This is a genomic window from Marinobacter alkaliphilus, assembly GCF_055394375.1.
The window spans coordinates 3488593-3511544 of record NZ_AP043751.1 but is presented as its reverse complement, the minus strand read 5'-3'; the positions used below and the strand labels follow the sequence as shown (position 1 = coordinate 3511544).

17 protein-coding genes are annotated in these 22952 nt (G+C 57.6%); 14 read left to right on the top strand and 3 right to left on the bottom strand.

The window, feature by feature from the left end:
• Positions 1 to 93 precede the first annotated feature (93 nt).
• The 5 genes from ACZ5Q2_RS16025 (at position 94) to ACZ5Q2_RS16005 (ending at position 8546) form a co-directional block, all read left to right on the top strand.
• Positions 94 to 4974, top strand: a complete 4881-nt coding sequence (locus ACZ5Q2_RS16025) for an NAD-glutamate dehydrogenase (RefSeq protein WP_431474959.1) — start codon at positions 94 to 96, stop codon at positions 4972 to 4974.
• A 65-nt stretch (positions 4975 to 5039) separates the two neighbouring features.
• Complete coding sequence (can, locus tag ACZ5Q2_RS16020) at positions 5040 to 5717, top strand: carbonate dehydratase (RefSeq protein ID WP_061331843.1); 678 nt, start codon at positions 5040 to 5042, stop codon at positions 5715 to 5717.
• Positions 5718 to 5841: 124 nt separating this feature from the next.
• Positions 5842 to 6015, top strand: coding sequence for a hypothetical protein (locus tag ACZ5Q2_RS16015; RefSeq protein WP_172972251.1), 174 nt, complete (start codon positions 5842 to 5844; stop codon positions 6013 to 6015).
• A gap of 144 nt (positions 6016 to 6159) precedes the next feature.
• Complete coding sequence (locus tag ACZ5Q2_RS16010) at positions 6160 to 7227, top strand: methyltransferase (RefSeq protein ID WP_431474960.1); 1068 nt, start codon at positions 6160 to 6162, stop codon at positions 7225 to 7227.
• 185 nt (positions 7228 to 7412) lie between these two features.
• Positions 7413 to 8546: a class I SAM-dependent methyltransferase gene (locus tag ACZ5Q2_RS16005; protein WP_432210689.1), complete on the top strand. Its 1134-nt coding sequence runs from the start codon at positions 7413 to 7415 to the stop codon at positions 8544 to 8546.
• Between the two features lie 4 nt (positions 8547 to 8550).
• Here the strand turns inward: ACZ5Q2_RS16005 and ACZ5Q2_RS16000 are convergent, their stop codons facing one another.
• Complete coding sequence (locus ACZ5Q2_RS16000; protein WP_431474962.1) at positions 8551 to 9174, bottom strand: riboflavin synthase subunit alpha; 624 nt, start codon at positions 9172 to 9174, stop codon at positions 8551 to 8553.
• A 157-nt stretch (positions 9175 to 9331) separates the two neighbouring features.
• Between ACZ5Q2_RS16000 and ACZ5Q2_RS15995 the strand changes: the two genes are divergently transcribed.
• The 5 genes from ACZ5Q2_RS15995 to ACZ5Q2_RS15975 are packed head-to-tail and all read left to right on the top strand — an operon-like array spanning position 9332 to position 13527.
• The gene (locus ACZ5Q2_RS15995) at positions 9332 to 10228 is read left to right on the top strand and encodes a hypothetical protein (RefSeq protein ID WP_106695436.1); all 897 of its coding nucleotides are present in this window, start codon (positions 9332 to 9334) and stop codon (positions 10226 to 10228) included.
• Positions 10229 to 10288: 60 nt separating this feature from the next.
• On the top strand, positions 10289 to 10966 hold the full coding sequence (locus ACZ5Q2_RS15990; RefSeq protein WP_061331848.1) for a TetR/AcrR family transcriptional regulator: 678 nt from the start codon (positions 10289 to 10291) through the stop codon (positions 10964 to 10966).
• A 50-nt stretch (positions 10967 to 11016) separates the two neighbouring features.
• Positions 11017 to 11526: a L,D-transpeptidase family protein gene (locus tag ACZ5Q2_RS15985; RefSeq protein ID WP_432209890.1), complete on the top strand. Its 510-nt coding sequence runs from the start codon at positions 11017 to 11019 to the stop codon at positions 11524 to 11526.
• Positions 11527 to 11549: 23 nt separating this feature from the next.
• On the top strand, positions 11550 to 12755 hold the full coding sequence (locus ACZ5Q2_RS15980) for a mechanosensitive ion channel family protein (RefSeq protein WP_432209891.1): 1206 nt from the start codon (positions 11550 to 11552) through the stop codon (positions 12753 to 12755).
• Positions 12739 to 13527, top strand: coding sequence for an S-methyl-5'-thioinosine phosphorylase (locus ACZ5Q2_RS15975; protein WP_432209892.1), 789 nt, complete (start codon positions 12739 to 12741; stop codon positions 13525 to 13527). Before ACZ5Q2_RS15980 ends, ACZ5Q2_RS15975 begins: the two co-directional genes overlap by 17 nt.
• Here ACZ5Q2_RS15975 and ACZ5Q2_RS15970 read toward each other — a convergent pair.
• Positions 13511 to 14101 (bottom strand): CsiV family protein, encoded by a 591-nt coding sequence (locus tag ACZ5Q2_RS15970; protein WP_432209893.1) that lies wholly within the window; start codon positions 14099 to 14101, stop codon positions 13511 to 13513. The genes ACZ5Q2_RS15975 and ACZ5Q2_RS15970 overlap by 17 nt on opposite strands.
• A 93-nt stretch (positions 14102 to 14194) precedes the next feature.
• Complete coding sequence (gene mfd, locus ACZ5Q2_RS15965) at positions 14195 to 17728, bottom strand: transcription-repair coupling factor (RefSeq protein WP_432209894.1); 3534 nt, start codon at positions 17726 to 17728, stop codon at positions 14195 to 14197.
• Positions 17729 to 17899: 171 nt separating this feature from the next.
• On the opposite strand from mfd, the gene ACZ5Q2_RS15960 reads away from it, so the two are divergent.
• From ACZ5Q2_RS15960 to ACZ5Q2_RS15945, 4 genes are all read left to right on the top strand, one after another.
• Positions 17900 to 19369, top strand: coding sequence for a glyceraldehyde-3-phosphate dehydrogenase (locus ACZ5Q2_RS15960; RefSeq protein WP_058090116.1), 1470 nt, complete (start codon positions 17900 to 17902; stop codon positions 19367 to 19369).
• 234 nt (positions 19370 to 19603) lie between these two features.
• Positions 19604 to 20950 (top strand): Na(+)-translocating NADH-quinone reductase subunit A, encoded by a 1347-nt coding sequence (locus ACZ5Q2_RS15955; RefSeq protein WP_374815821.1) that lies wholly within the window; start codon positions 19604 to 19606, stop codon positions 20948 to 20950.
• Between the two features lie 4 nt (positions 20951 to 20954).
• Positions 20955 to 22163 (top strand): NADH:ubiquinone reductase (Na(+)-transporting) subunit B, encoded by a 1209-nt coding sequence (locus ACZ5Q2_RS15950; RefSeq protein ID WP_061331856.1) that lies wholly within the window; start codon positions 20955 to 20957, stop codon positions 22161 to 22163.
• Complete coding sequence (locus ACZ5Q2_RS15945) at positions 22156 to 22950, top strand: Na(+)-translocating NADH-quinone reductase subunit C (RefSeq protein ID WP_061331857.1); 795 nt, start codon at positions 22156 to 22158, stop codon at positions 22948 to 22950. Before ACZ5Q2_RS15950 ends, ACZ5Q2_RS15945 begins: the two co-directional genes overlap by 8 nt.
• The last annotated feature ends 2 nt before the right edge of the window (positions 22951 to 22952 follow it).

Here is a 22952-nt window from a genome sequence, read left to right as displayed (position 1 = left end):
TTTTGGTGTCTGGCCGGCAAAAATCAAGGGCTTGACTATGCTTATGTGACGATACCCTGATTACGTTTATTTCACACAAACCAGAGGTTGGATATGAATGCGCTGACAATCGCCAGCAAGGATCAGTTTTTTGAACAGTTGGCCGATGCGTTCTCAGAGAAGATTGCAAAGACCGAGGCGAAAAAGATCGCGGAATTCGCCCGACAACATTATGCGCATGTTCCTCTAGAGGAATTGGTGAGTCGCCGGTTTTCAGATACCTATGGTGCGATGCTTGCGGCGTGGCAGTTTATCCAGAAACGTAATGCCGAGGCGACACCTGTTTCAGTATTCAATCCCGATCTGGAAAGCGACGGATGGCAGTCCACTCATACCGTCATTTTCATCCTGCACCCTGACATTCCGTTTCTGATCGATTCGCTACGAATTGCTATTAATCAGCGTGAGATCGGGACGCACTCGATTCAATATTCCATCCTGAATGTGCAGCGGGACAAGGATGGCAAGCTCAAGAAGTTGTTATCCACTAAAAAGGCGACGGCCGGTGCCGCCTACGAATCGTTTATTGTCCTCGAGATAGACCGGCACAGCGCGCCGGAAGATCTGCGTAACCTTGAGGATGCCCTGCAGAATGTGCTCCACGAAGTGCGGATTGCCGTGGAGGATTTTCCGGTTGTCAAAAACAAGGTGAGTGAGATTCTTTCCGAACTCGAGGCCACGACGGCTGGCATCAGTGACGAAGGAAAGCAGGAGGCGAAGGCCTTCCTGCAGTGGTTGGTGGAAGATCACTTCACGTTCCTGGGCTATGACGAGTATGACTTCGCGAAGGACAAACAGGGCATGGTGGTCCGCCGGGTTGAAAATTCGGAGCTGGGCATTCTGAGGGTCAACAACGAACGCCCTGACAAGGTTCGCCTGAATGAGCTGCCCCAGCGAACCCGGCACGAGATGACCCGCACGGACGATATTTTCATCTTTGCCAAGTCGGCACAGCGTTCCCGGGTACATCGCCCGGCGTACCCTGATTATATCGCGGTCAAGAAATTCAACAGTAAAGGTGAAGTGGTTGGTGAGCGCCGGTTCCTGGGGCTGTACACCGCCAGGGTATACAACGAGCGGCCCGATGAAATCCCCCTGCTGCGCCGCAAATTCCAGAGTGTCATGAAGCGCTCCGGTTTCCTGACCGATGACTACGCAGGCAAGGAGCTGGAGCAGATACTCACTCTGTATCCCCGAGACGAACTGTTCCAGATTGAAACCGATGAACTGTTGCGGGTGGCCAAGAATATCCTGTACATCCAGGAGCGCCGTCGAATTGAGCTGTTCATGCGCGAAGACGTCTACGGCCAGTTTGTGACCTGTCTGGCGTTCTTCCCCCGTGATATCTACAACACCGAGCTGCGCTTGAAGGTTGAGCAGGTACTGCTGGACAGGCTGGAAGCGGAAGACATCGAATTCGTCACCCACTTCTCCGAATCGGTGCTGGCCCGGGTACAGTTCACCATCCGGGTGCCGCAGGTTGAAAACCGGCAGCTGCCGCTGGCGGAAATCCGGGACAAGGTCATTGAACTGGCGCAATCCTGGCGTGATGGCCTGTATGAGGCGCTAAGTGAAGCCTACGGAGAGGAATACGGTAACGAGATGTACCGGGTCTGGGCTGGTGGCTTCCCAGCGAGCTATACCGATATGTTCTCTCCCCGGCGGGCGGCTATTGATTTGGAGCACATTGTCGCCTCGGCCCGTAACGATGACCTGGCCATGAGTTTTTACCGGGCGCTGGAGGAAGACGAGAGTACCTTGCACTTCAAGCTGTTCTATCCGGATGAACCGCTGCCCCTCTCTGATGTGATGCCGATTTTTGACAATCTTGGCTTTCGTGTCATCGGAGAGCACCCTTTTGAGGTCATCGACCGTACCGGCAAGACGGTATGGATTCACGATTTCACCCTGCAGGCTCATTCCGGCAGCGTGGTCGACATTCATCGCATTCGCCCGATCTTCGAGGAGCTTTTCCGCCGGGTATGGCACGGTGAGGCGGAGAACGACGCCTTCAACCGGATGATGCTGTCGTCCTACATGAGCTGGAGGGAAATCGCGCTGTTGCGGACTTACGCCCGCTATATGCGCCAGATCCGCTTCTCCAATAGTCAGACCTTTATCTCCAACACCCTGGTGAACCACGTCAATCTGACCCGGACACTGCTGGAGTTGTTTGAGATCCGTTTCAATCCGGACCGGTTCCAGAGCCGGGGCAAGTGCGAGGCAGCTCAGCAGAAGCTGGAAATTGAGTTCAATGCCGGCCTTGATGAAGTTGAGAACCTCAGTGAAGACCGGGTGCTGCGGCTGTTCATGGAACTGATGCAGGCCACGTTACGCACCAATTATTACCAGCCGGATGCCGACGGTCAGCCGAAGCCGTACATCAGCGTGAAGTTTGACCCAACCCGGATACCGGACATGCCGTTGCCCATGCCCATGTTCGAGATCTTCGTGTACTCGCCGAGGGTTGAGGGTGTGCACTTGCGTGGCGGTAAAGTGGCCCGTGGTGGCCTGCGCTGGTCCGACCGTTTCGAGGACTATCGCACTGAGATCCTGGGCCTGGTCAAGGCCCAGCAGGTGAAGAATGCCGTCATCGTGCCTGTTGGCGCGAAAGGTGGTTTTGTGGCCAAGCGCCTGCCAGATCCTTCGGACCGCGAGGCGTTCCAGGCGGAGGGTATTGCTGCCTACAAAACATTCATTCGCGGGCTGCTGGATATCACTGACAATCTGGTGGATTCGGCCATTGAGCCGCCGCAGCGGGTGATCCGTCACGATGACGATGATCACTATCTGGTGGTTGCTGCGGACAAAGGCACGGCGACCTTCTCGGACATTGCCAACGGATTGGCGGCCGAATACGGCTTCTGGATGGGCGATGCGTTCGCCTCCGGCGGCAGTAATGGCTATGACCACAAGAAAATGGGCATCACCGCCCGGGGTGCCTGGGTGTCGGTTGAGCGGCACTTCCGCGAAATGGGCATCAACCCCGCGGTAGACGAATTTTCCGCCATTGGTATTGGCGACATGGCCGGCGACGTTTTCGGTAATGGATTGCTGTGCTCCGAGAAAACACGGCTGGTAGCGGCCTTCAACCACATTCACATTTTCATCGATCCCAACCCGGATGCTGAAAGGAGCTTCAAGGAGCGTAAGCGGCTGTTTGAGTTACCCCGTTCAGCCTGGACCGATTACGATGCCAAGCTGATTTCCAAGGGGGGTGGCGTATTCAGCCGGAGCGCCAAGTCCATTCCGGTCAGCCAGGAGATGAAAAAGCTGCTGGGTATCAAGGCCGACCGTGTTCCGCCCAATATGCTGATTAGCCACATTCTCAAGGCGGAAGTGGATCTGCTTTGGGTGGGTGGTATTGGCACCTATGTGAAATCTGCCTCTGAAAGTCACTCCGATGTAGGCGACAAAGCCAACGATGGCCTTCGGGTCAATGGCGGTGAGCTGCGCTGCAAGGTGGTCGGAGAGGGTGGTAACCTGGGCTTTACCCAGCTCGGGCGCATCGAGTACGCCTTGAAAGGCGGTCGGCTGAATACCGATTTCATCGATAATTCTGGCGGTGTGGATTGCTCGGACCATGAAGTGAACATGAAGATCCTGCTCAATCGTGCGGTCGCCATGGGCGATCTCACCGGCAAGCAGCGCAATATCATGCTCGAAGAAATGACCGACGATGTTTCCGCATTGGTGCTCAAGAATAACTACCGCCAGACCCAGGCCATCAGCATTGCCAGTATCGATACGGCGCCACGCCTGGAAGAGTATCGCCGGCTGATGAATACCTTCGAGGGGCAGGGCAAGCTGAACCGGGATCTGGAGTTTCTGCCGGATGACGAAGCGTTGTCCGAACGCAAGCTGGCCAAGAAGGGTTTGACCCGACCTGAATTGTCGGTGCTGATTTCCTATGTCAAAGGCGACCTGAAGCAGGCCTTGATTGACAGCGACCTGCCGGATGACCCGCTGCTGGCCGGGGAAATGTACAAGGTGTTCCCGAAGGAACTCACCAAGCGGTTTTCCTCGGAGCTTGGCGAGCACCAGTTGCGGCGGGAGATCATCGCAACGCAGATTGCCAACGATATGGTTAACCACATGGGTATCACCTTTGTCGAGCGGCTGAACCAGTCAACGGGCGCGGATGCGGCATCCATTGCCCTGGCCTGGATTATTGCCCGCGACGTCTTCCGCATTGACAACTGGTGGGACCGCATTGAAGCACTGGATTACCACGTGTCCGCCAGTTTGCAGATAGAACTGATGCAGGACCTGATGCGCCTGATGCGACGGGCTGTGCGCTGGCTGCTTCGCAATCGCCGCGCAGAGCTCAATATCCAGAGCCATATGGAACGCTTTGCCGACAGCGTCTGGGCGATTACGTCCAGCCTGCCAGAGTACCTGGGTGAACAGGCTTGTGCCGTCTGGGAAAAACGCCATTCGGACCTGGCCAGTGCGGGCCTGCCAAAAGACCTTGCCCAGGTACTGGCTGGTACCGGGTATCTGTACTCATCCCTGGGCATTATTGAAGCTCAGGAGGCAACCAGTATGCCACTCAAGACTGTGGCCAACCTCTACTACGACCTGGGTGAGCGGCTTGATCTGAACTGGTTCGCCAACTCCATTGCGGTGCTGACACCGAATTCCCATTGGCAGGCGCTGGCCCGTGAGAGCTTCCGGGAAGATCTGGATTGGCAGCAACGGGCCCTGACGACGGGCGTCCTTAAGCTGGCCAGAAAACCCGAGGATGTCATGGACAGTGTGGACGCCTGGCAGGTGAAGCATCAGCCCATGATTGATCGCTGGAAAGCCATGCTGGCCGAGCTGAAGAGTGCCCGGGAGCCCGAATACGCAATGTTTTCAGTGGCTTTGCGGGAGCTGTTGGACCTGGCCCAGAGCACCATGCATCAGTCGCCCGAAGACGCCAAGACCAACTGACTATTGCGTTATGCCGTTGATTCCCGTTCAATCCCGGGCGGGAATCAATGCCGGGAGACGTGTGAATGCCACACCTGCAACATTTATTGGAGAAAAACCGTGCCTGGGCAGACGGTATCAAAGCGGGCGATCCGAAGTTTTTCGAGCGCCTGAAAAACCAGCAGGCACCGGAATATCTCTGGATCGGGTGTGCAGACAGCCGGGTGCCGGCCAACCAGATTGTCGATCTTATGCCGGGGGAATTGTTCGTGCACCGCAATGTGGCGAACGTTGTGGTGCATACGGATTTTAATTGCCTGTCGGTGCTTCAGTTTGCGATTGACGTGCTGAAGGTCAAACACATCATGGTTGTTGGCCACTATGGTTGCGGTGGGGTGCGTGCAGCACTGCTGAACGAGGGCTTCGGCCTGATTTCAAACTGGCTGCGCCATGTACAGGATGTTCGGGACCGCCACCAGTCCGTTCTGGATGCCTTGCCGACGGTTGAGGACCGGGTGGACCGCCTGTGCGAACTGAACGTGTTGGAACAAGTAGCCCACGTGTGCCAGAACAACATTCTCCTGGAGGCATGGCGCCGTGGCCAACCCCTGACCGTTCATGGATTTGTCTACGATGTGGCCGATGGCCTGCTGCGTGACATGGGGCTGGCGATCACCGGTGAAGAGGAGCGGGAGAAGGTTCGTCAGAAAAACCTTCAGGCGCTGGTGGAGCGACCCGTTCGGTCAGGTCGTCAAAAAACATGACACCTTAAATGTCAAAAAGTGTCAAAGAATCGTGACGAGCGTCACTTGTTGACCCTTGGCGTCATCACAGATGGTCACCCCTGTGTTTGGTACAGTAGGTACTGTAGTAATGAGGGAGGTGACCATGAAAGAACTGATGCAAAAGGCCCTGAGTGCAATCGAAGCTCGCAGAAACGCGGCCACGACCATGAGCAGTAATCGGCAGGACAGCAAGCGAAGCGAACCCCGCCCCCAGGAAGACTGGGGAATGTCACCGGAAGATGCACTGCGTGTCGGCACCGTTGCTCGATACAAGTAAGGCCTTCACCAGGTGCCCACTGGTGTTCTGATTTACCGTTCCGTTTCCCTTTCTGATAAAGCCCTGATGTGCCGCGATGGCAGACTCAGGGCTTTTTTCCGGTTAGCATAGCGCCTTTTACGATCTCCAACGGGCTTGCTATCCATGTCTGCACTGACCAATACCCACGACGTTCTTCTTCGTAACCGCGATCTGTTACAGGGACGGCTTGCCTTACTGGGTGTTACTGAGCCTCTTGTACTGTCCCAATGTGGTGACAGTGGCCTGGCCATGAGTGAGCATGCGGGCGTATACAGCGCACTGGCACAGCGGTCTGGCTGGAAGACCTGTTTTGGCTACGACACCGATGGTCTGGCCGCCGCAGATTACGACACGATTGTGGTTTTTCTGCCCAAGGCCCGGGCGGAGCTGGCTTTGCGCCTGACAATGGCTCGGTTTCTGGGTTGTGAAGGCGCCAGGTTGGTGCTGATTGGCGAGAAGAAAGAAGGCATCGGTGGTGCGGTCAAACAGTTCAACGAAGTGGCTTCCGATACGGGCAAGGTGGACAGTGCCCGGCATTGTCAGGTCTGGGTCGGCACCAATAGTCAGCCCCTGTCGGTGTTCGATGTTCGTGAATGGATCAGCTGGAGCCAGCTCGAGTGTGCAGGCGTTGAAATCGCCGTGGCTGGACTGCCGGGGGTATTCAGTGAAGGGGAGCTGGATGCGGGCACGCGGATGCTGCTTGAAACCCTGGCGGAGTCGCCCTTGAAGGCTGAGCGCGTGCTCGACTTTGCCTGTGGCGCCGGCGTGATCGGTAGCTGGTTGCAGGGCTTTGCCAAACGGCAGGGGCGCTCACCGGTGACAGTGGACGGCGTGGATGTCCAGGCCCAGGCTGTGCTTTGTTCCGAAGCCACCTATGCCAGGGCAGGCCTGGATGGCCAGATCTACGCTGCCGACGGGCTTTCGACCCTTGAAGGGCGGTGGCAGGCGGTAGTGACCAATCCGCCGTTCCACAGCGGGGTCAAAACCGACACGTCCATGACCGAGCAGTTTCTCCGGGATGTGGCTGGTCACCTGGTGCCCGGAGGGGAGTTGCGACTGGTGGCAAACAGTTTCCTGCCCTATGAGGGCGACATCCAGCGGCATATCGGGCCGGTAGAGCGACTGGCTCAGGATCGTCGCTTTACGGTTTATCGGGCTTTTCGCCGCGCCAGTGCCGGGTTGCGCCCATAAAAAAAGCCCCTGGGGTAAGGGGCAAAAGTGTATCTCCGGAAAAGTGCCGTTCGTCCGGGCATGAAGAGCCGGACTACGTAACCGGAAAGGGTGTTCGGCGTGAACAGCTTTAACTTAGGATTATTTTCTAGAGTAAACAGCCTAAAACCGGTCATTTTCATCAAACCTGAAACAGAGTGCCCAAAATGACAACCGCAACGTTAGAGTTCTCTGCTGGTCAGCGAGTGCTCTGTCGCCCCGGCGTGAGTGACCCGAACTTACGTGCCTGGGATGCAGCGGATGAGCTGCTTCTGGATGAAGCCCTACGCCGAGTGCACGCCGGCGATCGTGTGTTGGTGGTGGATGACCAGTTTGGCGCACTCACGCTCGGGTTGTCTGACTACGCACCGGTATCGGTGGCAGACAGCGCAGTTCTGGGGGGCGCATTGAGCGCTAACATCTCTTTGAATCCCGATATACCTTCCGCGGTACAGCTGGCCAGTTGGCTGAATCCACCGCAGGGGCCCTTTGACCTGATCGTCATGCGTGTGCCCCGTCAAAGCGAATACCTGGCGTGGCTGCTGCGCTGGGTGAATTCCGCACTGGCAGGCAATGGCTGCCTGCTTGCCGGGGGCATGATCAAGCACCTTCCAGATCGCAGTGTTGACGTATTTGCCGAAGCCATGCCCACCGAAGCCGTTCTGCCAGCCCGCAAAAAGGCGCGTGTTGTGGTCTGTCGCCGGGGAGAGGCAAGCCTGGCGGGCTGGTCAGGGCTCTGGAAAGGTTATTCCGTTCCGGGTGTTTCAGTCGCCGTGGAGGCCATGCCTGCGGTGTTTGCCCGGGACCGTCTGGACATTGGTACCCGTGAATTGCTGCCACTTGTAGCCCCTGCCGTTGCCCGGCTCCCAAAGGGTGCCCGGGTACTGGATTTGGCTTGCGGTAACGGTGTTCTGGGGTTGGTGGCACTGGCCTGCCGCGACGATATCCGTGTGGAATTTGCCGATGTGTCCGCTCAGGCTGTGGCGAGTGTACGGCATAATCTGATGCGTTGCGGGTTTGAAGCAAGGGCCAGCGTCTGCCATTCCGACGGCGTCGACAGGGGCGCGGGAAACTATCAGCTGATTCTGCTCAACCCGCCGTTTCATGAGGGTGGGGTAGTAGGCGATCACATCGCCTTGAGGCTATTCCGGGATGCTGCCCGGCACCTGGAACCCGAGGGCACCTTGTTGATGGTGGGGAATCGCCACCTGGGGTATCACCGCTCCCTGAAACGCTATTTCAGCAGTGTGGTACAGCGGGCGGCAAGCCCGCGTTTCGTCGTTTTTGAAGCCTGCCTGTGAACCCTCAGCTCCCGGCTGTCGGCGGCCGGTCGTAGCCGAGCCGGGCCAGGGTGTCTACGATGGTCTGGGTCTGGCTGTCTACCTCAATGTTCACCCTTTGCCCTTGCTTAGCGCTTCCGAACGTGGTGGCGCGCAGGGTTTCCGGGATCAGGTGCACGTTAAACCGGTTCTCCTGAACCTCGCCGATGGTCAGGCTGGCGCCGTTGATGGCGATATAGCCTTTCGGGAACACGTACTTTTGCCACTCTGAAGGAATTTCGAACCACAACGTTACGTTATTCTCTGGCCGAACGATGTCCACCAGGGTAGCCGTGGTATGAATGTGGCCGCTGAGCAGGTGGCCGCCGATCTCATCGCCAATGCGAGCTGCCCGTTCAAAGTTTACTGTGTCTCCGGGGGATAGCTCCCCGAGTGTGGTCAGGCGCAGGGTTTCCTGCATGGCGTCAAAATAAAGGTGGGTTCCGTCCTGTCGAGTGACCGTCAGGCAGGTTCCGTTAATGGCAACCGACGCCCCGATGGTCACGCCTTCAACCCGTGCCCCTGGAAAGTCGACCACCAGAGTATTCAGGCCCGGTGATGCAATAATCTCGGTGACTTTGGCGATACCCTGAACAATACCGGTAAACATAGTGGTGCTCCTGAACCCTGATGTGATGGAGCAAGGATACCGGTGGCCGGTTCGGTTGCCAAGAAAGCCCGCTGAACAAGCGTCGGCAAACAGGACATTCAAGAAACAGTCGTATTGGCCGATACTTGCAAAAGGAACGAACCGATAAGGTGGCCTCATGGCTGAGCAAACAGCAAAGAACCTGACAGACGATGCCAACGCTCCGGGCGCGGTCCTGAGGCCGGGCCGTGCGGCTGATCCGGTGCCCGACGCTGCGGGGTCTGCCCTGAACTCGGCTCAGCGCACTGCGGCTCTGCAAGCATCAGAGGCGGCGCGGTCGGAGTCTGATCGAACCCCGGAGCCCGCCGAACAGGAGGGGGGTGATGAGCAGGACAACGAGGCAGGGCGCGAGTCACAGGGTGACATAGAGAAAGCGCTGGCGGAATCAAAGCAGCGCAAGCTAAGACTGATGCTGCGCCAGTGTGATCGGGTGCTGCTGATGGATTTCGACCTGTTGTCGATGTCTGACTGGCCAACCAACTATCAGATGGCTGCCGCCCGCCGGAGTCGCGACCTGTGGGTGTTCAGTGCACTGGTGGCCGCCACCATTTTTCTCTCCGGGCTCACCGGTTTCATCCCGGCCTGGATTGCCGGTGGTGGCTTTGGAGCCTTCGTTATCATCCTGTTGCTGGGAGTGCCGATCATCCGGCGGATCTACACTGAGAAGCCGTCCTATCTGGACCTTGTGGTTAAGCGGCAGCGCCTGCTGCGCGATGCCCGGAAGCACGTGGAGCATCTGGAAGGCAAGGAGGGGCTGGTTTGGCAATGCGCCAGGATGGCGGAGTATAACCCCGCACTGAAGCATCCCAGGTTCAGCGATATTATCCGCTTGAGTGAACAGCGGGTTCTGGCCAGGCAACTTGTCCGGCGGGAGTATGTGCGCCTGTATCTGATTTACATGCTGGAAGCAGAAAAGGCGTACAGCCGCGTTCAGCAGGCGTTTTTCGATGGTAATCAGGAAGCCATCGATAAGGGTTGGCAATCGGTTGCCGCGGTGCCGGCCGAGCGAACTTGACATGGCGGGTCTTCAAACGTATGTTTCAAACAGACGTTTGCTAGAGGCACTGAAAACAACATGGCGCAGTCTGATACCGTTGACCGCATACTCGACGCTGCTGAGGAGCTGTTTGCCGAGCGGGGGTTCTCCGAAACATCACTCCGGATGATCACCAGTAAGGCTAAAGTAAATCTGGCCGCTGTCAATTATCACTTTGGGTCTAAAAACGCGTTGATCCACGCGGTTTTTGCCCGATTTCTGACGCCATTTTCGGCGACTCTGGAAACCGCCTTCGACGACCTGGAAGAGCGGTGTGACGGCAATCCCCCCACGCTAAACCAGACCCTCTGGGCGCTCACTGAGAGTGCCATACGGATGCCCCAGCGCAATGAGCGTGGCATTTCCATCTTCATGCGCCTGTTGGGGCTGGCTTACACCCAGTCCCAGGGCCATCTGCGAAAGTTCCTGGAGCAGGAATACAGCCAGCCGTTTGGCCGGTTCATGCGACTGCTCAAAGAGGCTACGCCGGAACTCACCGCCGTTGACCGTTACTGGCGCATCCAGTTCATGCTGGGAGCCACGGCGTTCACCATGTCCAGCAGTGATGCTTTGCGGGATATCCTGCAGAACAAACTGGGTGTTGAAACCTCCGTGCAGGAGATTGCCGCCAGGCTGGTGCCATTCCTGGCAGCCGGCATGCAAGCGCCCGATAAATTGCTGACTCCGCCACCTGAGAGCAAAGTCTCTGTTGCCTGAGGTTCCCTGCCTCGGGTAGGCTTCCCTCTGGTTTTTAACCGGAGGGAACCGTGCCCCCTGTACATACACCATCCAGCCCGATCTCGCATATTGAGATTTCCATCAGCGACCAGACCCTGGTGCTGGTGGATTCAAGTGGGCAGGCGTTAGCCCGCTACCGGATATCCACGGCCCTGAATGGCCCCGGCGAGCGCAATGCCAGTGGTTGCACGCCTCGCGGTGAACACTATGTGCGGGCCATGATCGGCCGCGGCCTGCCGCTGAACACGGTGTTTATCGCGCGCAGGCCCACCGGTGAGCGCTATTCGCCGGAGTTGGCCGCGGCGCACCCAGACCGGGACTGGATCCTGTCCCGAATTCTCTGGCTGTGCGGCCGTGAATGGGGGCGTAATCGTGGGCCAGGGGTCGATACGTTTCGCCGCTTTATCTATATCCATGGCACGCCGGATACCGAGCCTATGGGCGTTGCCCACTCCCATGGATGCATTCGCATGCGCAATCAGGACGTTGCGGACCTGTTTGAACGCGTTGCGCCGGGCACCCGGGTCTTGATTCTTTAATTACTGACGTTCAGAGGGATACGATGATCGGAGAAACATTAAGCATTTTGAACAGCTGGATAAAAGATTTCGGAATGCTTTCGGAAGGGTGGCGTGCCGGTATTCTGATCTTCATGCTGGTGTTTGCGACGGCTACTGCCGCATTCATTGCATCCCGCGTGATCGTTGCGCTGGAGAACAAATTCAGTGCCACCCGTAATCTCTGGGACGACGCTTTGCTCCATGCCGCCCGCAAGCCGGTTGTGGCGTTTATCTGGCTGCAGGGGGTCTATTGGGCAGCAGAGGTTGCCCACCACTTCTCCGATGCTGAAATCTTCAAGGCGAACGGTACGCTGTTGCAGATCGGATTTGTCTGGGTTCTTGTCTGGGCACTGCTCAGGCTGGTCAAGGAGGCGGAGAAGATTCTGGTCTCGCCCATGAAAATGCGTAAACCGATGGACTACACCACGGTGAACGCGATCAGTAAGCTGCTGCGGGCGGTTGTCATTATTACCGCGGTTCTGACCGCATTGCAGACCCTCGGATTCAGTATCTCCGGGGTTCTTGCCTTTGGTGGTGTGGGTGGTATTGCCGTGGGTTTTGCGGCGAAAGACCTGCTGGCCAACTTCTTTGGTGGCTTTATCATCCATCTGGACCGCCCCTTTAAAGTGGGCGACTGGGTGCGTTCCCCGGACAGGAATATTGAGGGTACGGTGGAGCACATCGGCTGGCGCCTGACGACCATTCGTACGTTCGACAAGCGCCCGCTCTACGTTCCCAATGCGGCCTTCACTACCATTGCGGTGGAGAATCCGTCCCGGATGACCAACCGCCGTATCTCGGAAACCATCGGCATTCGCTACGCAGACGTCCACTCCATGAAGAAAATCGTGGATGAAATACGTGACATGCTCAAGAATCATGAAGACATTGCGGCCGATGAGACGCTGATTGTGAATTTCCTGGCCTTCAATGCGTCATCCCTCGACATTATGGTTTATGCCTTTACCAAGACTACCCAATGGGTCCGGTTCCACGAGGTCAAAGAGGATGTTCTGCTGAAGATCAGTGACATTATCGAAAGTCATGGCGCCGAAGTGGCCTTCCCGACACGTACCCTGCACCTGCCAGACGGCGTGAAAGTCAGCGGCGACAATCAGGAGCAGTCAGCGTCTGAGCCAGCCAGAGAGGATGGCCGGGGGCAGGATTCAGGAACACAGGCGGAGAAACAGAATGACAGCAGTCGCTGATAGCAAGCCGGTTGGTATCATTGGTGGGACCGGGCTGACCAGTCTCAGTGATCTCACCATTGTGGGCGAGGAAACCGTCTCCACCCGCTGGGGGGAGCCGTCTTCCGCTCTGGTTCATGGCGTGCTGGGGCAACAGAAGGTGATTTTTCTGTCCCGACACGGTAACCCGCACCGGATTCCGCCCCATCAGGTGAACTACCGGGCCAATATCCAGGCGCTCTATGATGCCGGCGTCCGAACCCTGGTGGGTGTCAACGCCGTTGGCGGTATTCACCCTGACATGGGGCCGGCCCATGTGGTTATTCCCGATCAACTGATTGACTACACCTGGGGGCGGCCGAGTACCTTCTTTGAAGGCGAGCTGGAGCACGTCACTCACATTGATTTCACCTGGCCTTATGACCGGGAAGCCCGGGAGCTACTGGTTGCCACGGCACGGGAGGCGGCCGTGCCGTTCTCGGACTTTGGTGTGTATGGCGCCACCCAGGGGCCGCGGCTTGAAACGGCAGCAGAGATACGCCGAATGGAGCGCGACGGCTGTGATATCGTGGGTATGACCGGCATGCCTGAGGCGGTGCTGGCGGCGGAACTGGGGATGCGTTACGTGAGTCTGGGCCTGGTGGTGAACTGGGCGGCGGGCAAATCCGACCACATCATTACCATGGCCGAGATTGAAGAGGCCATTGAGCAGGGGATGTCCGGGGTCCGGTTGATCCTCGAGCGCTCAATGGCCGGCCTTGGTCAGCTTGAGGTGCTCACTCCACCCGCTTGAAGAAAACCAGTACGCCGATCGTGGGGGAGTCAATGAAATGGATTTCCTCACTGCGCATGCGGCGGGTTTCCCTGATCCAGGTGACCAGTTGAAGTGGAGAAGCCGGCGTGCTCTCGTCAATCATCCAGTGATTCAGATGAATGCCCACGTGCAGGAATCGTTGCCGGTCAATGGTGATATGGCCTTCCACGGCTCGCTGGCCCGCGTCCGGCAGCCAGTCTCCCAACGCAATCTCAAGGGGCTCGCCGTCGTAATTGGGCGGAAACGTCTGGTACCAGCCGGTGGCTGCCAGTACCCGATAGTTGCCGCTGTTTTCAAGGCGTCGGGCGGCCTGATTCAGGTGCAGCTCACTCTGCGGTACCAGTTTCAGATCGGAGAGGCGGCTGCCGTCGGCCTGATCCACCCACAGGGCTTTGTCTGGCTGAATGGTTGGCTCAACCTGTTTACCAGCCATCTTCTCGTCAATGCCGGATGGGTCAACCAGTCGCTCCAGAATAATGAACTCGGCCCGGTAGTAGTCGCGGGGTGCGTTGCCTGACTGGCTTTGGGCCATCAGGACGGTCGGGGCGAGCATGAAGGCCGCTGCCAGAAGGGAACCGATCACTGTGTGCCGTAAACAGAAATGCTGGGCTTGCAAGAGTCTTACTCCACCTGAGTCGTTGTTTGCTCACAACGCCTTGGCTGGCTTATCGCCGGGCGTCAATTCCGTGAGCATGGCTGCAATGGCGTCGAGTTTACCACTGGTTGAATCATCATTCAGCCGGAAGCGGAAGCTGTTGGCGCCTTCCAGCCTGTAGGTGTCCGGCGCGGATTGCACTTTTTTAACCAGCACCAGAGGGTCCACCGGTGTGGTCGCACCGAACTCCAGTCGCACCCATTCCTTGCCAGCGTCCACTTTTCCGATGCCCAGAGCTTCGGCTTTCAAACGCAGCCGGGTCTGGTTGATCAGATTCTTGGCCGGTTCCGGTAATAATCCGAAGCGGTCGATCATCTCAACCTGAAGTTCTTTTAATTCATCTTCGCTCTGGACGCTGGCAATGCGCTTGTACAGCATCATGCGGTTGTGCACATCGGGCAGGTAGTCGTCGGGAATCAATGCCGGGATGCGCAGGTTCATTTCGGTGCCGTGGCTCAGGGGCAGTTCAGCATTCGGGGTGCGGCCCTCGCGAATGGCTTTTACCGCTTCATCCAGCAATTGCATGTAGAGGGTGAAGCCAATACTTTCAATTTGCCCGCTCTGTTCCTCGCCCAGCAGCTCGCCGGCGCCTCGGATTTCCAGGTCGTGGGTGGCCAGCATGAAGCCGGCGCCCAGGTCCTGGGCGCCGGCGATGGCATCCAGGCGTTTCTTGGCATCGTTGGAGATGCTTTTCGGTGGTGGCGTTAGCAGGTAGGCGTAGGCCTGGTGGTGGGACCGGCCAACCCGGCCGCGCAACTGGTGCAGCTGGGCCAGGCCAAACTTGTCGGCTCTCTCGATGATGATGGTGTTGGCGCTGGGAATGTCGATGCCGGTTTCCACAATGGTGGTACAGACCAGCACGTTGAAGCGCTTGTGGTAAAAGTCCGACATGATCTGTTCCAACTGCCGTTCCCGCATCTGGCCGTGGGCGACGCCCACCCGGGCCTCCGGAATCAGTCTGCGCAGATCTTCGGCGGTTTTTTCAATGGTCGACACATCGTTGTGCAGAAAATACACCTGGCCACCACGCAGTATCTCCCGAAGGATCGCCTCTTTCACCATGGCCTCTTCACGTTGGCGCACGAAGGTTTTCACCGATAGCCGGCGGGCCGGGGGCGTGGCAATGATCGACAGATCCCGCAGGTGCCCCATGGCCATGTTCAGGGTTCTCGGGATCGGCGTAGCGGTCAGCGTAAGCATGTCCACCTCCGCCCGCAGGGATTTCAGCCGTTCTTTCTGCTGAACACCGAACCGGTGCTCCTCATCGATAATGACCAAACCCAGATTCTTGAACTTCACATCGCCCTGCAGCAATTTGTGGGTGCCGATCACAATGTCTGCCTTGCCTTCCTCGATAGCGGTCATGGCTTTGGTGGTCTGGCTGCCACTGCGAAAACGACTGAGCAGTTCCACGGTGACCGGGGTGTCGGAAAAACGATCCCGGAAGGATTCGTAATGCTGCTGGGCGAGCAGGGTGGTGGGTACCAGCACGGCCACCTGCTTGCCGGACCAGGTGGCCAGGAAGGCCGCACGCATGGCTACCTCGGTTTTGCCGAAGCCCACATCACCGCATACCAGGCGGTCCATGGGGCGCTCGCCGGTCATGTCTTCGAACACCGACTGAATGGCCACTTGCTGGTCCGGCGTTTCCTCGAACGGGAAGCCTGCGGCGAACGCCCGGTAGGCCTCTTTCGGGTCTTCAAACTGGAAGCCTTTGCGGGCTTCTCGGCGGGCGTAAACGTCCAGCAGCTCGGCGGCGGTATCGCGTATCTTCTCCAGGGCCTTTTGTTTGGCATTGCTCCAGCGGTCGGTGCCGAGCTTGTGCAGGGGCGCGTGCTCTTCGTCGGTGCCGGCGTAGCGGGAAATCAGGTGCAGGCTGGAAACGGGAACGTAGAGTTTCGAGCCACCGGCGTATTCCAGGGTCAGGAACTCATCGGCCTGGCCACCGGCATGGATGGTTTCCAGGCCTTTGTAACGGCCCACGCCATGGTCAATATGCACCACCGGCGAGCCGATACGCAGTTCGGACAGGTCACGGTAGCCGTGGTCGTCCACTTCCGTGGGTTTTTCGCGCCGGCGCCGCTGCAGAACCCGTTCGCCGAACAGCGCGGTTTCAGTAATCAGGGCGAGGTTCTGCTCCGGTAGCACCATTCCCTGTTCCATCGGCGCGATGGTGATGGCCAGGGTCGCGCTGTCACTTTCAGTGAATGCCTGCCAGCCGCTGAGGGTGACAGGCTTTAGCTTGTGATCCCGCAGGTTCTCGATCAGGGCTTCGCGCCGGCCGGAAGACTCGGCGCAAATCAGCACGCGGCCCGGGAAATCTTTGATAAAACGCTTGAGGCGCCCGGCTGGGTCTGCTGCCCGGCCATCCATGGCGACATCCGGTAGCGGTGTGGCGCCGCAATTGGCAGTGCCGGCGCCGTCCATGGCGTCGGGGGTGCAGGTGATGCGCGGGTATCGCTTGATCTGGCCAAACACTTCGTCCTGTAGCAGGAAAAGCTCGGCCGGCGGCAGAATCGGTCGCAGCCGGTCGTGCCGGCGGTCCTCGTGCCTGGCGCGGGTTTCCGCATCGAAAGCCGCAACGGCATCGTTCAGACCGTCTGCGGTAAACACCAGTGTGGTGGCGGGCAGGTAATCGAACAGAGTGGCGGTCTGGTCAAAGAACAATGGCAGGTAATACTCGATGCCTGGCGGGGTAATACCGTTACTGACGTCCTGATAGACCGGGGCGTCTTTGTCGGCATGGGGGAAATGTTCAAACCAGCGGTTGCGGAAGCCGGACCGTGCCTCTTTGTGCCAGGGGAACTCATGGGCTGGCAGCAGTTCGATCTGTTCGATTCGGTCAATGGAGCGCTGGGTTTCCGGGTCAAACGTGCGCAAGGTTTCGATTTCGTCGTCGAACAGGTCAATCCGGTAGGGCAGGTTGGAGCCCATGGGGTAGATGTCCAGAATCGCCCCGCGCACGGCATATTCACCGTGCTCATACACATTTTCAGCGTGGTGATATCCCGCAGCCTCCAGTTGCATTCGCCAGCTGTCGATATTTAGGCTCTGGCCTACTTTTAATAGCAGGGTGTTGCCTTGTAGGTAACTTGGCGGCGCCAGCCGATGCATCAGGGTGCGGGCGGGCACCACCAGAATACCGTGGCGTGTGGATGGCAACCGGTGCAGGGTGCGGATACGCCTGGAAGTAATGTCCTGGTGGGGTGAAAACAGGTCGTAGGGCAGGGTTTCCCAGTCCGGCAGCGACAACAGTTCGAGGCCGTCTGCGGTCACCGTAGCGCCGTCTTCTTCCGGTGGCAGGTTCAGGAAAAACCGGATGGCTTGCTCCAGGCGGATGGCCTCATCGGTGCTTCGGGTAACCACCAGCGTTAGCCCTTTATGCAGCTTGGCGCTCTCGCAGATGGCCAGGGCGTCACTGCAACCGTGAAGCTGGCCCCATTTGCGGTGGTCGGCGCTTTTATCCGGCAGCGTCGGGGCAATCAACGGGGCGGGTGAGGCCGCACGGGCGGAACCTTGGGGCATGAGCTGTCAAATCTCCTGAGTTAGCGCGTCTGGAACCGAGCGGCGCTATTCTAGCGTTCGGGGGTTTCAGTGTCATGGCTGGTACCGACAAATCGCTATTTGCCGTCGGGCGTCTTAAGTTGGATAATGTGCGCCTTAAAATTATTCCCAGTGCTATACGAGGTTCCAACCGTGAGTCACGAACAAATCAACCAGCACCTGTCCAACTGGACAGAAAGAGAGTCCACCGCCGAAGCGATGATCCCGCTGATTGGCCGCCTGTACCGCAAAAACAACGTTGTTACGTCGGTATACGGCCGGGCGATCATCAACCAGTCGGTGATCGACATCATCCGTGCCCATCGTTTTGTTCGTCAGGTTGAGAACAGCGAGCTGTCCGTTCACGACACGCTGCCGATCCTGCAGGCCATGGACAAGCTGGATCTTGGTCGCGCCCACGTGGACATCGGCAAGCTGGCGGTCAAGTTCAAGGCTGAAGGCGGTGACCTCACCGAATTCCTGAAGCGTGAAATCGGCCCGGTGGTTGGCCAGTATGCCAGTCAGTCCGAGCAGGACGCCCAGAACGAAACCAAAGACGTAGTGCTCTATGGTTTTGGCCGTATCGGCCGTCTGCTGGCCCGCATCCTGATTGAAAAAGCCGGCGGTGGTAACAATCTCCGCCTGCGAGCCATTGTGGTTCGCCAGGGCGGTGCCGAGAACGACCTGGAAAAGCGCGCCAGCCTGTTGCGTCGTGACTCCGTGCATGGTCCCTTCGACGGCACCATCACGGTAGACGAGGAAAACTCCGCCCTGATCGCCAACGGCAACTTTATCAAGGTGATCTATTCCGATGGTCCGGACAAGGTGGATTACACCAGCTACGACATCCACAATGCCATTGTGATCGACAATACCGGTAAGTGGCGTGATGAAGCAGGTCTGGGCCTGCACCTGAAGTCCAAGGGTGTCAGCCGCGTTATCCTGACCGCGCCAGGCAAGGGCGACATCAAGAACATCGTTTATGGTATCAACAACGACTGGATTACCGACGAAGACAAGATCCTGTCCGCGGCTTCCTGCACCACCAACGCCATTACCCCGGTGCTGAAGGCCATCAACGACGAATACGGCATTGAAGATGGTCATGTTGAGACTGTTCACTCCTACACCAACGACCAGAACCTGATCGATAACTACCACAAGGGTAGCCGTCGTGGCCGTAGCGCAGCACTGAACATGGTTATTACCGAGACAGGTGCGGCCAAGGCTGTTGCCAAGGCGCTGCCGGAGCTCAAGGGCAAGCTGAGCGGTAATGCTATCCGGGTGCCGACGCCGAACGTGTCCATGGCCATCCTGAACCTGAATCTCAAGTCCGATGTGGATGTAGAGAAGGTGAACGATTACCTCCGCGACATGGCTCTGCACTCTGAGCTGCAGAAGCAGATCGATTTCGTGAATTCCCCGGAAGTGGTATCCACAGACTTCGTAGGCTCCCGCCATGCGGGCATTGTCGATGCCCAAGCCACCATCGCCAACGGTAAGCGCCTGATTCTGTACGTATGGTACGACAACGAATTCGGTTACAGCGCTCAGGTTATCCGCTGTGTCAATCAGATGGCCGGCGTAACTTACCCGATCTTTCCGAAGCGGGCACGTGACTAAAGTCTAAGTCTGTTTCAGCCAGGTCGGATCAAAAGGCCCCGGTAGCGTGAGCTGCCGGGGCTTTTTTACTACTTTGGAGGGATAAAACCATTTTCCTTACCGGTGGAAATAGGTTTCCTTAATCTCTATAATTGGCGCGATTTTGGGTATGTCTGGCACCCATATTCTCACCCCCGAGCGGCGGGGCCGGGCGTTAAAATCCACAGAAAAGTTTCTGATGATTGGATGAGGCTAATGATCAAGATCAAAAAAGGCCTGGATCTTCCCATCAGCGGCGCTCCCGAACAGACCATTACTGACGGCAAGCCGATTCGCCACGTGGCATTGATCGGCTTTGACTACAACGGCATGAAGCCGACGATGGCTGTGAAAGAGGGAGACCGTGTCAAGCGCGGTACGCTGCTGTTCACGGACAAGAAGACCGAAGGCGTTCGTTATACTTCACCGGCAGCCGGTGTAGTGAAAGAAATCAACCGCGGTGAGCGTCGCGTGTTCCAGTCTGTTGTCATCGAAGTGGATGGCGATGAGGCGGAAACCTATGCTCGCTACAACGATTCCGATCTTGCCGGCCTGGAACGCCAGCAGGTAGTTGATAACCTGGTTGAATCCGGTCTGTGGACAGCGTTCCGCACCCGGCCTTACAGCAAGGTTCCGGAAATCGACTCCGCACCGAACTCCATCTTTGTTTCTGTCATGGATACCAATCCGTTGGCAGCAGACCCTACCGTTATTATCGGCGAGAACAGCAAGGCGTTCGAAAAAGGCCTGACCATCATCTCCCGCCTGACCAACGGTAAGGTATTTGTGACCGGCAAACCCGGCTCCGACGTGTCTGTGCCAAAAGCAGACAACATCGAAGTACACCAGTTCGATGGTGTGCACCCTGCCGGTAATGTGGGCACCCATATCCACCACCTGGACCCGGTCTCAGTCAGCAAGACTGTCTGGAGCATCAATTACCAGGACGTGATCGATATTGCCAAACTGTTCGAGACCGGTGAAGTGCCGGTTGAGCGCATTGTGGCCATCGGTGGCCCTAAAGCCCTGAAGCCCCGCCTGGTTCGTACCCGCCTGGGTGCCAGCCTGCCGGAACTGTTGGATGGCGAGATCGCCACTGATTGCGAAGTCCGCGCCATTTCAGGCTCGGTATTTGGCGGTCGTCGTGGTGATGGCCCCTGTGCCTACCTGGGCCGCTTTGCCAATCAGGTGTCGGTGCTGGAAGAAGGCACCAAGCGTGAGTTCATTGGCTGGTTGTCTCCGGGCACCAACAAGTTCTCGGTGCTGAACATCTACCTGTCCAAGCTGACCGGTGGCAAGCTGTTCAACTTCACCACCACCACCAACGGCAGTGAGCGGGCCATGGTGCCTGTCGGTGCCTATGAGCAGGTGATGCCGCTGGACATCCTGCCGACTCAGCTGCTGCGAGCACTGATTGTTGGCGATACCGAAGTGGCACAGAAACTTGGCGCCCTGGAGCTGGATGAAGAAGATCTGGCGCTGTGCACCTTTGTGTGCCCCGGCAAATATGAATACGGTCCGATTCTCCGCGAGAACCTGACCCGAATCGAGATCGAGGGATAATACGATGGCTATCCGACAGTTTCTCGATGGAATCGAGCATCATTTTGAAAAGGGTGGTAAGTACGAGCGCTGGTATGCCCTGTACGAAGCCGTTGATACCATTTTCTACACCCCTGGCAAAGTAACTTCCACCACGGCCCATGTGCGTGACGGCGTAGACCTCAAGCGCATCATGATCACTGTGTGGTTGTGTACTTTCCCTGCCATGTTCTTCGGTATGTGGAACATTGGTTTTCAGGCCAACAATTTCCTGGCAGCCAACCCGGATGCCATGATTGCCGATGGCGGCCTGCGTGAAGCCTTTATCACCGCCCTGGCCGTGACCGGCGCCGGTGCCGGCTGGTGGGACAACTTCGTCTACGGCATGGCCTACTTCATTCCTATCTATGCCGTCACCTTTGTGGTGGGTGGTTTCTGGGAAGTGCTGTTTGCCACCGTGCGTCGTCACGAAGTGAACGAAGGCTTCTTCGTAACCTCCGTACTGTTTGCTTTGATCTGCCCGCCCACCATTCCGCTGTGGCAGGTGGCCCTGGGTATCACCTTCGGTGTGGTTATCGGTAAGGAAGTGTTCGGTGGTACCGGCAAGAACTTCCTGAACCCGGCCCTGACTGGTCGTGCCTTCCTGTACTTTGCCTATCCCGCGCAGATTTCCGGCGACACTGTCTGGACTGCAGTTGATGGCTTCAGTGGCGCAACAGCTCTGAGTTGGGCTGCCTCTGGCGGCCTGGAAGCACTGGAAACCCAGATCGGCTGGATGAATGCCTTCGTGGGTAACATTCAGGGTTCCATGGGTGAGACGTCCACCATTGCTATATTGATTGGTGGTCTGATCCTCCTGGCCATGAAGATCGCCTCCTATCGCATTGTCGGCGGGGTGTTGATCGGCATGATCGGCATGTCGTTGCTGTTGAACATTGTCGGGTCCGAGACTAACCCGATGTTTGCCATTCCGGCTCACTGGCACCTGGTTATGGGTGGCTTCGCCTTCGGCATGATGTTTATGGCGACAGACCCGGTATCGGCTGCGATGACCAATACCGGTCGCTGGATGTTTGGCATTCTGGTCGGTGTGATGACTATCCTCATCCGTGTGGTCAACCCGGCCTTCCCGGAAGGCATTATGCTGGCCATTCTGTTCGCCAACCTGTTCGCCCCGCTGATGGACCACTACGTGGTTCAGGCCAACATCAAACGGAGGCTCGCACGTGGCTAAGAAAAAAGAGACGGTCGGAAAGACCATTCAGGTCGCTTTCGCCCTATGTATCGTTTGCTCCGTGATTGTGTCTGCTGCAGCTGTATCCTTGCGCCCGCAGCAGGCCCTGAACCAAGAGCTGGACATCAAGTCCAATATCCTTCAGGCCGCCGGCATGGCGGAGCCTGGCGCCAATCGGGCCCGTATCGAAGAACTGTTTGGTCAGTTCGAGCCGCGCCTGGTTGACCTGCGTACTGGCCGGTTCACCACCCCGGAAGAGCTTGGCGTGCCTGATGTACTGAGCTACAACCAGTACCGCGCTGCCGGTGATCCGAACATGTCTACCCGCCTGTCGGGTGAGCAAGACACCGCCAATCTGCGTCGTCGTGCCCACGCAGCCACGGTTTACATCCTCGAGGAGGATGGCGAGCTGGTTCGTGTGGTGTTGCCGGTTCACGGTCCTGGTCTGTGGTCCACCTTGTATGGGTTCATTTCACTGGAAGGTGATCTGAACACCATCGAAGGCCTGGGCTTCTATGACCACGCGGAAACGCCTGGCCTTGGCGGTGAGGTAGACAACCCTCGCTGGAAAAGCCAGTGGGTTGGCCAGAAGATCTACGGTGACGACAAGAGTGAGCCCCAGATCCGCCTGATCAAAGGCGGTGCCAATCCGGACAGCGAGCATCAGATTGATTCCCTGTCTGGTGCAACGCTGACGGCTCGCGGTGTCGAGAACCTGATCAACTTCTGGATGGGTGAGAACGGTTTCGCGCCGTTCCTGAAAAATCTGCGCGACGGGGAGGCCTGATC